This window comes from Maribacter sp. LLG6340-A2 (assembly GCF_045057105.1).
Classification (GTDB): Bacteria; Bacteroidota; Bacteroidia; order Flavobacteriales; family Flavobacteriaceae; genus Maribacter.
Genome location: NZ_CP159332.1, coordinates 2,153,781 through 2,173,024, shown reverse-complemented (window position 1 = coordinate 2,173,024; position 19,244 = coordinate 2,153,781). Strand labels below are relative to the sequence as shown.

General features: G+C 40.9%; 2 protein-coding genes. Both read right to left on the bottom strand.

Translation table 11 applies throughout. The features are described from left to right. A complete protein-coding gene (locus ABVM52_RS09170) occupies nt 1-939 on the bottom strand; it encodes a type IX secretion system membrane protein PorP/SprF (protein ID WP_405379753.1) in 939 nt (312 codons plus the stop codon). Between the two features lie 31 nt (nt 940-970). Beyond that, the gene (locus ABVM52_RS09165; RefSeq protein ID WP_405379751.1) at nt 971-18,823 is read right to left on the bottom strand and encodes a gliding motility-associated C-terminal domain-containing protein; all 17,853 of its coding nucleotides are present in this window, start codon (nt 18,821-18,823) and stop codon (nt 971-973) included. Nucleotides 18,824-19,244: the final 421 nt, after the last annotated feature.

Genomic DNA, 19,244 nt, shown 5'->3' with positions numbered 1-19,244 from the left:
TTAAAAGAATCTTGGTGCTATAATATTTTTATATCTGGTAAGGAACTCGAACCTTAAGAAAATTTCAAAAGAGCCATCATTAAAGGCTGTATTGCCCAGTTCGGTGACCTCACGGTCATAGGCAAGACCCAACATTATCTTGTCGTTTAACTGAAAACCTACAAGTCCACTTAAAGCAGCATCCCATCTATAGGCTGCCCCTAAAGATACTTTATCGTTTAAAAGAACGGTAGCAGAAAGATCTGCCTGTAAGGGTGCTCCTTCTACAGCCTTGAACAATAAGGCCGGTTTAAGCTTTAAATCTGGGTTGAGCTCAAATATATATCCTGTTATAAAATAAAAGTTCATACGTTCCTGAGCAATAAATGATGAATTAGAGCCCGATGAATCAAAATGTTCCGTCTCTAAAAAATTAGGTACGGAGATACCTGCATAAAACTCTTCTGTATGGTAATAAATACCTGCTCCAAAATTAGGGGAAAAACGCTTATCGATATTATTTTGACCAACGGCTGCACTAGACGGGTCATAATTTCTCAATTGATTAAAATCGATATTCAACAAGTGACCTCCCGCCTTAAGCCCAAATGATAATTTGCCATATTCCGAAGTGGGCACCGTGTACGAGAAGACCGCATCAAAATAGGTATCTTGATTGGTTCCATTACCAATTTCATCATTTACAATAGATAACCCAAGTCCCACACGTTGTGATACCGGGGTATGGACATTCAAGGTCTGGGTTGTGGGCGCACCATCTATACCCACCCATTGAGACCTATGTAAAGCGGCAATACTTAATACACCTCTATTACCGGCATATGCAGGATTTACGGCTACCGTATTATACATGTATTGGGTATACTGGGCATCTTGTTGTGCATAAGTACACCAAATGGAGCCGGTAATTATTAGTGTAAGTAAAAAAAATCTTTTCATAGCAATTTTTAAATTTTTATAATGTTTTTACCTATCGGTTGATATATAGGTACCCGTTCATTGTTCTTGAGTTTTCACTGTTAGCATATTCAATGACATAATAATAGACACCTACAGGTAATTCTTCATTCTTTTTAACCGTAACCCTACCATTGGATATACCCCTAAAGACATTTTCCTGATTATCATAGCCACTGGTCTCAAAAACCAATACACCCCATCTGTTGTATATCTTCACCGTATTATTTGGGAACGATTCAATATTATTTATTGTGAATGCCCCACCATTTGTATTAGGGTTGATCAGGTCACTCTCAATACTGATATCACAAACTGAATCTGCTGGTGGGTTTCCACCTTTAGAACTACAGCCGTCTAATGGATCGGTACCATCAATGACTTCTTGACCATCGTTAATACCATCACCGTCAGAATCTGCGTTGTCAGGGTCAGTGCCTAGGTCCACTTCCTCATCATTTGCAAGTCCGTCATTATCACAGTCACTTGTAGGCAATGGAGTACCATCGATAGAATCACAATCATCTAAAGGATCTGTACCATCATTAACTTCTTGACCATCACTTATACCATCACCATCAGAATCCGATTCTATGGGGTTCGTACCAATACTTACTTCTAAACCATCATTAAGAATATCAAAATCGGTATCAGGATTGTTTGGATCAGTTCCAAGTAGGGCTTCTTCATCATTGGTTAGACCGTCACCATCACAATCACTTGCTGATAATGGCGTACCACCTATAGAATCACATCCGTTCAATGGATCGGTACCATCTATTACTTCCTGACCATCATTGATTCCATCTCCGTCCGTATCCTCATTGTTTGGATCCGTACCTAAACTTGCTTCCTCACCATTGGTAAGTCCGTCATTATCACAATCAGAGGTTTCAAGCGGTGTTCCACCAACGGAATCACAATCATCCAAAGGATCTGTACCATCAATGACTTCTTGACCATCGTTAATACCATCACCGTCAGAATCACATACCACTCCAGTAGGTGGTGTTCCACCATTGGAATCACAAGCATTTAATGGATCCGTACCATCTGCAACTTCTTGTCCGTCATCAATGCCATCACCATCGGTATCGCCATTTTCAGGATCGGTACCTAAGGTAGCTTCTTGGTCATTGGTTAAACCGTCACCGTCACAATCGTTGGTTGGTATACTTAAACAGTTATCCACCACAATGGTTACCGATGCCGAGCTACAGTTAGACGGATTCAAGATTTCACAAATTGTATAAGCCAATGTATAGGTGCCTTCTGTTGTTCCTGCTGGTATACTTAGCGTTCCATCTTCGTTAAGGACCGCACCTTCTATACCGCCATTATCGTCCAAGGTAACATTGATATCCTCATCGTTTACGGGTATACCGTTGATAGTATCATTGTCCGTTAAATCGCCCGCTATACCACCATCTACTCCATTTACCGTATCATTACTTAAATCATCATCTACAGCTTCTATGATAGCAGAGCCAACAACGATTTCAACAGTAGCACTACTACAATTTGATGGATTAAGATTCTCACAAATTGTATAAGTGAGGGTATATGGCCCAGCAGGTGTACTTGGTGGTACAACAATAGTACCGTCATTATTCATGGTAGCACCAACAAGTCCCCCATTATCCGTTAAGCTGCTATTAATATCCGCATCATTTACAAGAGTTCCGTTTAGGCTATCGTTTGCCGTTACATCACCAGCAATACCACCGGTAATACCATTTGTTGGTGCATTACTGAAATCATCATCAACAGCCTGTAATACTGCTGCGGAAACAACGATTACTATCGTTGCCGAACTGCAATTACCAGGATTCAAGTTTTCACAAATTGAATATGTAACAGTATAGTTCCCAGCAGGTGCATTTTGTGGAACAACCACTGTACCGTCAGGATTAATACCCACACCACTTAAGCCGCCATTATCAACCACCGTTATATTAATATCGGCATCGTTTACGGCAACCCCGTTCAACTCATCATTTACAGTAATATCACCAGCAATACCACCATCCTTACCGTTTATAGGAGTTGCACTAAGGTCATCATCTACAGCGTTGATCACTGCACTTTCTACAACTAGTGAAATAGTGGTAGTGGCACAATTGGTTGGATTAAGATTTTCACAAGCAGTGTAGCTTACCGTATATAGTCCTGCTGGGGTATTTGGAGGAATAATGATCGTGCCGTCATTGTTGACCGCAACACCAGATAAACCACCATTATCAGCAATACTAAGTGTTATATCCGTATCATTTACGGCAACACCGTTCAATTCATCGTTAACCGTTACATCACCTGCAATACCACCTTCTTTACCATTTACGGGATTTGTACTGAAATCATCTGGGTTTACTACCAGGTTACCTTCATTAACCGTAATGGTTACGGTTGCAGACCCACAATTGGTTGGATTTAGGTTTTCACAAGCCGAATAGGTTAGTGTGTACGAACCTGCCGGTGTACTAGGTGGCACAATAACTTCACCGTTATCGTTGATCGCCGCTCCTGAAAGTCCACCGTTATCCGTTAAAGTAAGTTTAATATCAGTATCATCTATAGGATTACCGTTCAACTCATCATTTATGGTAACATCACCTGCAATTCCACCGTCCTTACCAACAATTGGGTTGCCTGAAAAATCATCGTCATTTACGACTAGTAAAGATTCTTCTACTACGATGTCCACAGTTGCATTATCACAATTTGTAGGGTTTAAATCCTCGCAAATAGAATAGGACATTGAGTAGGTACCGGCCGTAGTGTTTGGCGGTATAATAAGGGTTCCGTCATTATTGACTATAGCACCAGGAATACCACCATCATTCGTTAGGGTAATATTGATATCATTATCATTAACCAATGCACCATTTAACAAGTCGTTTGCCGTTAAATCTCCTGCCACACCACCATCTTTTCCGTTAACCGGAGTACCTGTAAAATCATCTATCATGGCATCTAGATTAGCAACCCCAACGATTATAGTAGCCGTATTGGTACTACAGTTACCAGTATTTAGGTTTTCACAAATTGTATACGTTATGGTATACGTACCTTCTGGAGAATCTGGCGGAACTACGATACCACCGTTATTGTTGATCGCAACACCGAACAAACCACCGTTGTCATCCAGATTGATATCAATTTCATCATCATCCACTGGATTATTGTTCAAGAGGTCATTTGTGGTTACATCACCTGCAACCCCACCATTTTGACCACTTACCTCATTAGCGGTAAAGTCATCTGTTATTGCCGATATCGGCGCAGCATTGACCACTATCGTAAGGTCTGCAGCATCACAATTTGTAGGGTTTAAAACTTCACAAATATTATATGTAATAACATAAGTTCCGGCAGCGGTTCCTGAAGGTATGGTAACCGTCCCATCTGGGTTTATGGTTACCCCGTTCAATCCGCCATCGGCTATAATAGTAGCCTCTACCTCTGTGTCCGCAAATGGGGCGTTGTTCAATGTATCGTTATCGAAAACCGAAGCTGTTGTACCTCCTGAGTATCCATTTACCGGACTCGCAGAAAAATCGTTAACTACTGCATCTATCACCGGCGGTGTAACCACAATGGTAATAATGGCATTATCACAATTACCTGGGTTTAATTTTTCACAAACTTGGTAAATAACACTGTATGTACCGGCCTCTGTACCCGCAGGAACATTTACATTACCATTGGCATCAATACTAACACCAGTAATTCTACCATCATCAATTATTGCAATATTCACGTCCGTTGCCGCAAAGGAATTTCCATCCAGTTCATCATTTGGAATAACATTTCCTGGGCTTCCCCCTTCAAAACCGTTAATGGTATTTGCCGATAAATCATCATCTATGGCATTTAAATTACCGGCACTTACTTCAATTGTAGCAAAAGCTGAATCGCAATTTGTAGGATTTGTAATTTCACAAACATTATACTCTATCGTATATGTACCTGCAGCAGTACCAGAAGGTACGTCAACGGAACCGTTTGGATTGAGTACAAGCCCTGTAATACCTCCATTATCGAGAATAGTAGTATTTACGTCATTTGCATCAATTGGCGACCCGTTCAATATGTCATTACCCAAAACATTACCCGCTGATCCACCAAAGTTTCCATTAACCGCTGTCAATGAAAAGTCATCCACCGTTGCATTGATAACTGGAGCATCAATTACAATGATTACATTGGCAGTATCACAGTTTGTGGTATTCAATGCTTCACAAATTTGATAGGTTACCGTATAGGTATTGGCCGCAATGTTCTCTGGAATATCGAGTGTACCATCCGTATTAATGCGTATACCCGTTATACCACCGTCATTGGCAATACTAGGAATTACACTTGTAGTTGCAAAAGCTTCATTATTCAATTGGTCATTAGTGTATACCGTTGCCGTAGTACCCCCATCAAAACCATTTATAGGTGCCGCAGAAAAATCATCATCTACAGCGTCTATTGGAGCAGCTGTAACCAATACGGTAATGGTAGCAGAATCACAATTTGTAGGATTCAAGTTCTCACAAATTGTATACACTATGGTATACGTACCTGCTGGGGTATTTGGCGGTACTATAAAGTTACCGTCATTATCAATACTTGCATTGGTCATTCCTCCATCATCGGTAATAAATACTTTACCATCATCCAAAGGTTGGCCATTTAATGTATCGTTCGCCGTAACATCCCCGGCAATACCACCTTCAAGACCATTGACAGGATTTCCTGTAAAATCATCATCCGTAGCTCCCAACACCGCTGGTTCTACCAATACCGTTGCCGTTGCCGAATCACAATTTGAAGGATTTAGTTTTTCACAGATGGAATAGGTAATGGTATAGGTATCGGCCGCAGTTATGGCAGGTACGTTCAAGGTACCATCGGCATCAATACTTAACCCACTTATACCACCATCATCCGTTATAGTTATTACCACATCACCATCTACTACAGGGTTACCGTTTAGAGTATCGTTCAAGGTTACATCTCCTGCAGCGCCGCCTTCCTGACCATTAATGGCATTTGCAGTAAAATCATCATTTATTGCATCAATAGCGGAAGCCGTTACTACTACTATAGCAGTGGCCGTATCACAATTGCCCGGATTTAGGTTCTCACAGATACTATACGTTAGCGTATATGTACCAGCAGGAGAGTTTGTAGGAACAGTTATCGTACCGTCTGAATTTATGGTCACTCCATTTAAATTACCATCATCCGTAAGGGTAATCGTAATCTCACCATCTGACACCGGTACTCCGTTAAGTGTATCGTTCAATGTTACATCACCAGCTGTACCACCCTCTTTTCCGTTAATTGGATTTGCATTGAAATCATCGTTGACCGCATCAATTGCTGCAGGTTCAACAACCAGTACTGTTGTAGCCGAATCACAATTAGTTGGATTTAAATTCTCACAAATATTATATTCAATGGTATAGGTACCTGCTGGAGTATTGGAAGGAACATTAATGTTTCCGTTAGCGCCAATATTTACACCATTAAGTCCGTCATTATTAACAATCGTAATTGTGATATCACCATCACTTACAGCAACACCGTTTAATGTATCATTACTAGTGACGTCACCGGCTGTTCCACCATCTTTTCCGTTAATTGGGTTTCCTGAAAAATCATCATCGACCGCATCAATAACCGATGGCTCAATAACGACGGTTGCAATACCCGAATCACAATTAGTTGGATTTAAATTCTCACAAATATTATATACGATTTCATAGGTACCTGCTGGCGTATTTGCTGGAACCGTAATATTGCCATTAGGACCAACACTAGCACCATTTAAGCCATCATTGTCCGTTATGGAAATAGTAATTTCACCGTCATTGACAGCAACGCCGTTCAAGGTATCGTTCGTAGTTACATCACCAGCAATACCTCCTTCTTTACCATTTAATGGATTTGTTGAGAAATCATCATCTACGGCAACAATTGGTGCCGGAGCTACAACAACGGTTACGGTTGTAGACTCACAATTAGTAGGATTCAAATTTTCACAAATACTATAGGTAATGGTATAAGTTCCTGCCGGAGAATTTGATGGAATATTAATTGTACCATCCGCGTTAATATTCACCCCAACTAAACCGTCATTATCGGTCAGTGTGATATTAATTTCATTATCCAATACCGGATCACCATTTAATGTATCATTAGTAGTTACATCACCAGCTGTTCCTCCATCTTTTCCATTAATAGGGTTTCCAGAAAAATCATCGGTATTGGCTACAATTGGTGCAGCATCAACAACTATCGTTGCTATTGCCGTATCACAATTACCAGGGTTCAATATTTCGCATATAGTATACTCAATAGTATATGAACCAGCTTTCGTTTTGGCCGGTACAGAGACAGTACCGTCTGGTGCAATTGATAATCCGGAAATTCCACCATCATCATTTAATGTAATTGTAATTTCAGTATCAATAACCGCTACACCGTTCAAGGTATCGTTTGTGGTTACATCACCAGCATCGCCGCCTTCATAGCCATTTACTGAAACTAGGTCCGCTGGAGTATTATCGTCATTGGCAATGATTGGAGCGGCATCTACCACTACAGTTACAATGGCAGAATCGCAATTTGTTGGGTTCAGTTTTTCACAAATGCTATACACAACATCGTATGAACCAGCTGGTGTCCCTGCAGGAACAGTTAATGTACCGTCCGCTGCTATCGTTACACCTGTTAAGCCGTCTGCATCAACAACTGTAATATTAATGTCATTGTCATCTACAGCAACACCGTTCAAGGTATCGTTCGTAGTTACATCACCTGCATCACCACCTTCATAACCATTTACGGAAGTAAGGTCTGTAGGGGTATTATCATTATTCGCTACTATTGGCGCAGCTTCGACCACTACCGTGGCAATTGCCGTATTACAGTTGCCTGGATTTAGTTTCTCACAGATGCTGTACTCCACATTATAAGTATTCGCAGGGGTACCGGCAGGTACCGTAATCGTACCATCAGCAGCGATGGTTACGCCTGTCAGTCCGTCCGTATCAACAACTGTAATATTAATTTCATTGTCGTCTACCGTAACGCCGTTCAAGGTATCGTTCGTAGTTACATCACCTGCATCACCACCTGTAAATCCGTTTACGGCGGTAAGGTCAGCTGGGGTAGCGTCATCGTTGGCTACTATTGGTACAGCTTCAACTACTACCGTAGCAATTGCCGTATTACAGTTACCTGGGTTCAGTTTCTCACAGATGCTGTACTCGACATTATAGGTATTCTCAGGGGTGCCAGCTGGAACCGTGATCGTACCATCGGCAGCGATCGTTACACCTGTTAACCCACCAGCATCAACAATTGTAATATTGATATCGTTATCATCCACGGCGACACCGTTCAAGGTATCATTGGTAGTTACGTCTCCCGCATCTCCACCTGTAAATCCGTTTACGGCGGTAAGGTCCGCTGGGGTAGCGTCATCGTTCGCTACTATTGGGGCAGCTTCAACTACGACCGTGGCGATTGCCGTATTACAGTTACCTGGGTTCAGTTTCTCACAGATGCTGTACTCGACATTATAGGTATTCTCAGGGGTGCCAGCTGGAACCGTGATCGTACCATCGGCAGCGACGGTTACGCCTGTTAAGCCATCCGCATTAACAATTGTAATATTGATATCGTTGTCATCTACCGCGACACCGTTCAAGGTATCGTTCGTAGTTACGTCTCCCGCATCTCCACCTGTAAATCCGTTTACGGCTATTAAATCCGCTGGCGTAGCATCATCGTTCGCCACTATTGGCGCAGCTTCAACTACTATAGTTGCCGTAGCCGTACTACAGTTTGCATTGTTTAATTTCTCGCAAATTGTATAAATTACATTATACGTATCCGCAGGGGTACCAGCTGGAACCGTGATCGTGCCGTCGGTAGCAATCGTTACTCCAGTCAAACCGCCATTGTTTGTCACGGTAATATTAATGTCATTGTCGTCCACGGCGACACCGTTCAAGGTATCGTTCGTAGTTACGTCTCCCACATCTCCGCCGGTAAATCCGTTTACCGCAGTTAAGTCCGCAGGGGTTACATCATCGTTCGCTACTATTGGGGCAGCTTCAACTACGACCGTGGCGATTGCCGTATTACAGTTACCTGGGTTCAGTTTCTCACAGATACTGTACTCCACATTATACGTGTTTGCAGGCGTGCCAGCGGGTACCGTGATCGTACCATCGGCAGCGATGGTTACACCTATTAAGCCACCTGCATCTACTACAATTATATTGATGTCGTTATCATCTACCGCGACACCGTTCAAGGTATCGTTCGTAGTTACGTCTCCCACATCTCCGCCGGTAAATCCGTTTACCGCAGTTAAGTCCGCAGGGGTTACATCATCGTTCGCTACTATTGGGGCAGCTTCAACTACTACCGTGGCGATTGCCGTATTACAGTTACCTGGGTTCAGTTTCTCACAGATGCTGTACTCCACATTATACGTGTTTGCAGGCGTGCCAGCGGGTACCGTAATCGTACCATCGGCAGCGATGGTTACACCTATTAAGCCACCTGCATCTACTACAATTATATTGATGTCGTTATCATCTACCGCGACACCGTTCAAGGTATCGTTCGTAGTTACGTCTCCCACATCTCCGCCGGTAAATCCGTTTACCGCAGTTAAGTCCGCAGGGGTTACATCATCGTTCGCTACTATTGGGGCAGCTTCAACTACGATCATGGCGATTGCCGTATTACAGTTACCTGGGTTCAGTTTCTCACAGATACTGTACTCCACATTATAGGTATTCTCAGGGGTGCCAGCTGGAACCGTGATCGTGCCATCTGCAGCGATGGTTACACCTGTTAATCCACCTGCATCAACAATTGTAATATTGATGTCATTGTCGTCTACTGCAACACCGTTTAAGGTGTCATTGTTAGTCACGTCTCCCGCATCGCCGCCTGTAAATCCGTTTACGGCTATTAATTCCGCTGGCGTAGCGTCATCGTTCGCTATTATTGGTGCAGCTTCCACAACTATCATGGCGATTGCCGTATTACAATTTGATGGGTTCAGTTTCTCACAAATGCTGTACTCCACATTATACGTGTTTGCAGGCGTGCCAGCTGGTACCGTAATAGTACCATCAGTGGCTATTGTTACACCTGTTAAACCACCTGCATCCACTACAGTTATATTAATGTCGTTATCGTCTACCGCTACACCGTTCAAGGTATCGTTAGTAGTTACGTCACCCGCATCACCGCCAGTAAATCCGTTTACCGCGGTAAGGTCCGCTGGGGTTGCATCATCGTTCGCTACTATTGGGGCAGCTTCTACTACTACCGTAGCGATTGCCGTATTACAGTTGCTAGGATTTAGTTTTTCACAGATACTGTACTCCACATTATAAGTATTCGCAGGGGTACCGGCAGGCACCGCAATCGTCCCATCGGCAGCGATGGTTACACCTGTTAAGCCACCTGCATCTACTACAGTTATATTAATGTCGTTATCGTCTACCGCGACACCGTTCAAGGTATCGTTAGTAGTTACGTCACCCGCATCACCGCCAGTAAATCCGTTTACCGCAGTTAAGTCCGATGGGGTAGCGTCATCGTTGGCTACTATTGGGGCAGCTTCTACTACTACCGTGGCGATTGCCGTATTACAGTTGCTAGGATTTAGCTTCTCACATATTTGATAAACAACATCATAAGATCCTGCGCCAGTTCCTGCTGGCACTGTTAATACACCATCTGTACCTATTGTTACACCAGATAACCCGCCTGTATCAAAAATAGCTATGTTAATTTCATTATCATCAACAGCGACTCCATTCAAGGTATCATTAGTAGTCACATCACCGGCAACTCCTCCTATATTACCATTAACCGCAACTAAATCTGGGTCAGCATCATCATTTGCTACAATTGGAGCAGCATCTACCACAACGGTTACCGTGGTATTATCACAATTAGAAGGATATAATTTTTCACAAATTTGATACACAAGAATATATGTACCAGCAGGGGTACCCGCTGGCACTGTTAAAATTCCATTCGCATCTAAAGTGGCACCGTTAAGTCCCCCATCATTTGATAACGTAATATTAATGTCATTATCATCAATTGGAGCTCCGTTTAAAGTATCATTATCAGTTACATCACCAGCCACAGCTCCTGTATAACCATTAATATTTACAAATGTGTTGGTAACAGCATCAATATCTGCTGAAGTATCATCTCTAAAATCAACTTCGGCAGTTGCGTCGTTTTGATTGTTAGGAAGAGCATTTGGATCATTAATAGTTCCGTTTGGATCAGAATAATCAGATGTTGCATCGATGCTGTCATCTAAACCATCATTGTCAGCATCATTATTGGCAAGGGTTAAGCCTGCTTCCGTTGTATCGTCGGCACCTTCATTATCACTATCTAAATCCAAATAATCCGGATTATCCGTACCATCTGTATTTTCTGGAACAACCCCTCCTAAATAGGCACTATTCACCCCTTTATTGGTCGTAAAAGTCGCTGCGTCATCGACATTTGGAGCAATATACCCAGAGGTTGTCTGGGCCTCTACATTATCAGGAATACCATCGCCATCACTATCTAAATCTAAATAATCTGGAATGTTATCCACTACAGCTTCAGAATCACGAATAGTATAATTAAAAGAGCCAGCGTCTTCTTGACCGGCATCCTGAACAGAATTAGGAATACCGTCTTGACCCACTGCGGCCGTTAATTCTCCATTGGTATGCGTTTGATCATGTCCTGCTTCAACGGCATCATATATTCCGTCATTATCCCCATCTAAATCAAAGTGATTAGGTACTCCATCGCCATCGGTATCAAAAACATCGACAACTCCGTCACCATTAGCATCAACTCCAAAGTCCGTATCTAAATAATTAAGAGCACCATCGCCATCTGTATCGGCACTAGGGTCTACACCTATTGTGCTTTCTTCAGTATCTAAAATACCATCATTGTCGTCATCTAAATCTACCGAATCTGGAATACCATCCGCATCGTTATCATCAGTGACATCTTCGCGATAATCTACTTCTGTTGTATTAATAACATCGTCATTTGGTAAATCTGAAGCTCCATTGTTTTGATCGTCATTAGAATCAAAAGCACCGCCAGAAGTATTTACGTCATCATACCCATCTAACAAACCATCACCATCTGCATCATTATTGTTTGCGGCGACTGTAAAGCCCGCTTCTTCCGTATCGGGTTTACCATCATTATCGGTATCCAAATCCAAATAATCCGCAATACCATCCGTATCTGTATCTATTGGTGATAGACCTTGATCTCCTGTACCTTCGTAAACATCGGCAAGTCCATCTCCATCACCATCTGCAACAGTTGGGGCAGTATATGAGCTCGTTAGTTGAGCTTCTACATTATCTGGAATACCATCATTATCCGAATCAATATCCAATTCATCTGAAATACCATCATTATCACTGTCTATACCATTTCTGACTTGGAAAACAGGAGAAGACCCAGGACCTGATTGGTTACCCTGGTCGCCTGTACTTGTAGCGGTATTATTTGGACTAAAAAGACCATTGATACTACAGATATCCAAATTCAATGAACCTAAACTGGTAGCCGCTATTGAGACAACTGCTTCAGAAGAAAATGTTATTGTTAGATCATCTGTGTCATAGAAGTTAAAATAAGCGGCAATTTTAGCTCCTTCGTCTAAACCGGTAAACCTTTCTTCCGGACCTTGGAAGGTAGTTTTACCAGTAGCCGGATTGTCCGTAACCGTAAGTAACGTATTGTTATCTACAGCATAAAGACCTGGTGTTGACAATGCCACACTTTCCCTAAAGTCCGAACCATCTATATCTGCAATTGTACCGCCAATTCTACTTACATTATACTGTGTAAGGGTGCCGGTAAGTACAAAGCGAATGTTGAATTCTATTTCCAATACTTCAGCGATACCTGCTGGAATTGGTGCTGCACCATATTCCATGTTCCATATATTATCTCCTGGTGTGGTCTCAATGTTAAATTGGGTAATATTTGGCGATTTGGCGGTAATGGTTATTATGGCATCCAATACATTTCCGTCAACTGTACCTGAATTTGAGAATCTGTATTGATCCCCAATAGACCCATTATTTGTTCCCCCAACATCTGTTGGTGTACCCGTAAATACAAAAGAGGGTCCATCACAAGGGTCTCCTAAATTAGCTGTAGGTTCAAAACCAAGAGACTCTACATAATCAAGAATACCATCATTATCATCATCAATGTCGATATCATTGGTAATTGAATCACCGTCTGTATCAATTGGGGTAAAAGGCACGTTGGCATCCCTAAAGTCTACTTCGGTTGAACCAGGGTCTTGATCATTTGGAAAATTGGTGACATCTTGATTATTATTTGTTGAACCATTTGGGTCTTGCGTACCATTAGGTGTACTAATACTTAAATCAAAAGCATCATCTAACCCATCATTATCCGTATCTGTACCTGAAAACGTTGTATCCTCAGTATTATCACCATCAATATCATAGGCTTCTACCAAATCCGAAAGGCCGTCGTTATCCGAATCCGTATCCCTATAATCAGGTTCATCAGAACCATCGGTATTTTGAGGTTGATTTATGGCTATACCTGAACCAGGGGCAGTTTCGTAATTATCGACCAAACCATTTCCATCAGTATCTGCAGCGGGACTTACATAGCCAGTGGTTGACTGCCATTCTATATTATCAACTATACCGTCATTATCACTATCAAAATCTAAATAATCTGCATGTATATCTGCATCTGAGTTTGTTGGATTGTTAATGAAGTTACCGCCGTTGTCACTGTCAAAAGCGTCATCGATACCATCTAAATCCGAATCATTGTTAGATAATTGTACAGCACCATTACTAGGCTGTGCTTCTACAATATCCATAATGCCATCATTATCTGAATCTATATCAATATAATTGGCTCCACCAATACCGTCACTATTAATTGGGGTACCGCTCACACCTGCACCATCAGTGCCGCCATCTTCAACAGCATCCGGTATACCATTACTACCTGGGCTACTTTCCGAAGGGTCTATGCTTCCATTGTTATCAGTATCCAATGCTCCATTTCCATTTTCAACAACATCTGGTATACCATCATTATCACTATCTAAATCTAAATAATCCGGAGTACCGTCACCATCAAAATCACCCGTACCTTCTACAACATCAGTTATACCATCATTATCATCATCTTCATCTATATCATCTGAAATACCATCTGCATCATTATCTAAACCATACGTTTTTGTAGCAGTAGCACTACCTATATTTCCAGCAGTATCTGTACTGGTTACGCTACCGTCAATTGTTAGATCAGGATCTAATTTTAACTCTGAACCAGGAACAGCTATACTAAATAACCCTCCAGCGTCAACAATACCTGTATAATCCACGCCGTTTACGGTAAGGATTACCGTATCACCTGTATTAAACTCGCCACTAACCGTTCCTGTAATGGTAATATTAGCACCGGCTTCATCTTTACTTATTAAATTATCCGTAGTAACATTATCGATAACCAAAACAAGTGCTGGCGGTATATTGTCGACAACTGTTACCGTTACGGTTGCTGTAGATGAATCGTTATTGGCATCTGTAATCGTATAATCAAACGTATCTTCACCCGCAAAACCATTGGCCGGGCTATATAAAACAGAATCATCTGTTGGGTCATTAGGAGAACCATTGTCATTAACGGTTAATGTACCTCCGTTTGCGCTTGTAGCTAATGGTAGGGATATTGCACTATTATTACTTCCATCAGCACCAAAACTATCTGCTCCATTACCATTATCTGCCAGAACGTCCAGATCATTATCTGTACTATTTTGGTTCACGCTAAATTCATCATCTTGGGCAGAAGGCAAATTATTTGCCCCTACATTTATGGTTGCCGTAGCGATATCACAATTGGTAGGGTTTGTAGCATCACAAATCTGGTAATCTATGGTGTATGTGCCCGTACCGGTATTGCTATTTACATCTAAAGAACCATCACCATTAATAGTCAAAGGTCCGTTGGTTACAGGAGTAATAGTTACACTTGCCGGGTTTAGGGCCGCACCATTAAATTCGTCATTATCAAATACATTCAATACATCATCAACTCCAAAAAAGCCTTGTACAGCAGTAATAGACCCAAAATCATTAATGGCATCTACATTATTGATCACCGTTAATGTCGCCTGTGCTTCTACCGGACATGCATTGTTTGTTTGGTTGACCAAAACTTTATAAATATTACCATCCATAATAAGGGTAACATCTTGCACGGTTAAGCTAGCACCCGATGCACCTGAAATATCCGAAAAACTAGTTCCAGAATCTGTACTTACTTGCCATTGATAGGTCAATTCCGAATCAGCATTGCTATCATACGCAGGCGTACCACTTGTAATAGTAGACGCCTCTAAAGCAGATGCTACTACCGTAAATACCGCATCGTTACCTACACGTTCTTCTTGGTCAGTAGGTGCCGTATCTATAGTGGTTTCTGCCGCTGTAGTGACGCCAGTGGTAGTGCCCGTATAAGATGTAGTTGCACCGGTTACCCTACCATTTGTACCATAGCCTGTACCATCAACCTCACCGTCATTATCATCATCTATATGACCGGCCTCAACAGCATCATTACAACCATCGCTGTCACTATCCGTATCCAAAGCATCTGTAACACCGTCATTATCTGTGTCACATGCATCACTAGAATAAACTTCAATATTTTGACCTCTATTACCAACTTCATTATCCCTAGAACCAGAAATTCCAAAAATGAATTCAACGGTTGAAAAATTGTTAAAAATTGTTTCAACCTCATAATCATCATTTGCAGGATCACCTGCTGGCGGGTTAGGAACAGTAGTGCTTCCAAGCTCTATTGGGCTATATAAGTTAAACCCGCCCGGTCCGCCAATTCCAGAAACTCCTTCGGTAAAACCATCTGTATCTATATTGCCACCAAGGTTTTGTGTTACTACAGATGCAGTGGACTCAAACCCTACGATATCTCCTAAGTTGGTATTATTATTACCATCAACATCACCAAGATTTACGTAAACATTATTCATAGTAACGGGCGTTAAAGCTCCGTTTTCCGTAGCAGTGCCAGACACAACAAACATTAAATCATAGGCAACGTATGGGTTTTCTTCGGGAATAGTGTTCTCTAACTCTAGGTTGTTACTGCCAGAAAGATAAACCCTAGCTCCTGCTCCAGAACCTAAACGCAGATCAGTTATTACCAAAACTGCATCATAAGAAACGCCTAAATACTGTATGGCATTTGTCCTTAAAAGTCGATCTCCAATTTGAAAGCCGCCCGATGGTAGTGTTGAAGGTTTTAAAAGTTGCAGGTTATTTATACTTACATAACTGCTAGCAGGACATTCAACAGCATCCAATATACCGTCATTATCATCGTCATCATCACAATAATCGCCAATGGTGTCGCCGTCAGTATCAACAAAGTTAGGATGTGTTGGATCACATGGAGTACATACCGCTGCCTTCTGGGTATGGTCTTGTGAAGTTCCTATACCTTGTGAAGTACCGTTTGGCACACCAAAAATATCTACAGTAGCAGTTAACCTATTGTTACCATCCAAGTCATTATAATCATAATTAGCGTTACCTTCTAATGCATCTGGACAACCGTCGTTATCACTATCATTGTCGACTTCGTCCGTTATACCATCATTGTCTGTATCGTTTACCCCAAATAACAAGTTGGTATTTGATGGGTTTCCATATAAATTATAAGTACATGGTTTAAAATCTAAAGAAAAGAGTCGTTCTGATCCATTTGAAGTAGGACTTGCCCCTATTATCATCTTAAATTGAGAACGTTTGGCATACTTCACCGTTGCCATTACATTGGTTGCTGTAGTAGAGATACCGGGTGAAACAGCTACCGGTCCTTTAAACAAAGTTCCAAAACCAGTATTTGACACTACTAAATCAGTAGGGGTTTCAACGGCGTAAGTCGATGGACCAAACGTATCAAACTCAATAGTTTCTTGAGCCGATACATTGTCACCGTCTACATCAACAGCCGTAATAAAAAAATCAGATAAAATTACCGTAGTGGTAGTAGATGTTTGAACAAATTGAAAATCAAACCTAACAGTGGAAGCATTCACCTCTAATACAGGTTGAAAATTATCTATATTGGATAAATCATCATCTATATTTGAAATACCAGGATTTGGATCTGATGAAATAATAGTTACCAAAGCATCTACTCCAGTAGTAACATTTGAAAAACGGTATACAGCATTTGAGCTTAATGCGCTACCTGACTCAAGAACAGCACCACTAAAGGACAATGAAGGATATTCAGTACAATCTTGTAATACCATTTCATCTATGTCAAGAATCCCATCATTATCATCATCATCGTCACATTCATCAAAAAAACCATCTCCATCAGTATCAATTGTCCCACAGACAAATCCAGATTCCCTAAAATCTACTTCAGACGATCGCTGTAATTGGGTATTTGGTAAAGCAGCTGGGTCATTAATAGTTCCGTTTACATCTGTATAATCTACCGTAGTATCTATATTATCATCCAGACCATCGTTATCAGTATCTGTATTTGATAATGACAAACCTGCTTCTACGGTGTCATTTGCACCTTCATTGTCACTATCTAGATCTAAAAAATCTTTGGTATCCATACCGTCACTATTAACTGGTGACAATCCATTTGGATAAGCCGTATCAACACCATTAGCATCATACACCCCATTTGGTGTAATATAGCCCGCTGTAGTTTGCGCCTCAATATTATCTGGAATACCGTCTCCATCACTGTCTTGATCTAAATGGTTTGGTAAGGCATCTGCATCTGCACTAGCTTCATAAATATCTGGAACCCCGTCAGAATTTGCATCGGTATAATCTGTTTGGGAACCATCTGCATTACCGGAATAGGTTGCCGATTGTCCCGTATTATCTTCAGTATCCACAAAATTTGGAAGTCCATCACCATCATGATCCCCATCAGGATCATTACCATTAGCTTCTACAATGTCCAAAATTCCGTCATTATCGTCATCATCGTCATCTATATCGTTTACACCATCACCATCAGTATCCTTTAAACAAACTGAATAAAGTGGAGTATTGATAGCTAACTCATCATTTAAATCAAATATTTTTAAAAATCCATTATTCGCATAGTTGAATAGTACCACGGAATTAATATCATTAAACTCGAACATTACCCTACTTTCAGGACCATTGCTTTCTGTTTGTGTACCGATTGCAAAGGTGTTGACCCCGTTTATATTTTCAACAGTTAAGTTGGTTGGATCGGCAGTAGCCAAAAATCTTAATCCAGAATTACAAGAAGTCCCTAAAGCTTCATTGTTTGGGCCATCTATATCATTGATTTTAAAACGAAAATCAGTAGGTGCTATAGGAGTAACGCCGTCAGATTCTAAAAAAGTAAATTGAATCTGGGAGAGGTTATTTTGAAAACCTGTACCAGTAGCTCTTGAAGTAAATTGAATATCATTGCCACTTCTTATAAACTCACCAGGTTGTCCTGCAATAACTTCTGCCCTAACCCTAGTTAAAGTTGGTATGGAAGAGGTAACCGCAAAAAGAGCATTTGATGAGCCCTCTCCTGTGATTGCACTTTGAACAGAAATGGTTTCAAAATTTTGTGCATTTACCGTAGTATTACCTATTACTAATAATAGTAAAATTACAAAAGATACCTTTAACCAATTACTTTTTAAAATGGATGAACTATTGTTTGCGAACAATTGGGGAACTTTATTTGACATAGACTTATGGGGGTAAGTAGCCATCTTTACTTTTGCAATGATGAAATGATATAATGTATTGGATGATATCGCATTACATAATTTTGTTGCGACTGAATTATTAAATTTTACACTTTTCATTTAAAAAAAAAATTAGAGTTCCCCCACTGAATTATAAAAGTATTGTACGGGATAGGTAAGAATGATCTTTTTGTTGTGTATCGTCAAAATTTGTATGTCATTCGTCGATTACCCAAAGTAGATGTAGTCTTTTACCTACTTAAAATTAAGAATAATATTATTTATTTTAATTTAATTTCTTATCCTAATAAGGTAAAATTATTGACTCAATAAGCGCTAATACTTTTTTTGCAATTAAACTACAACGTTTTCGTAAAAGGCGACTAACAGATTCTCTTACAAGGTTTAATTAAGAATTGAA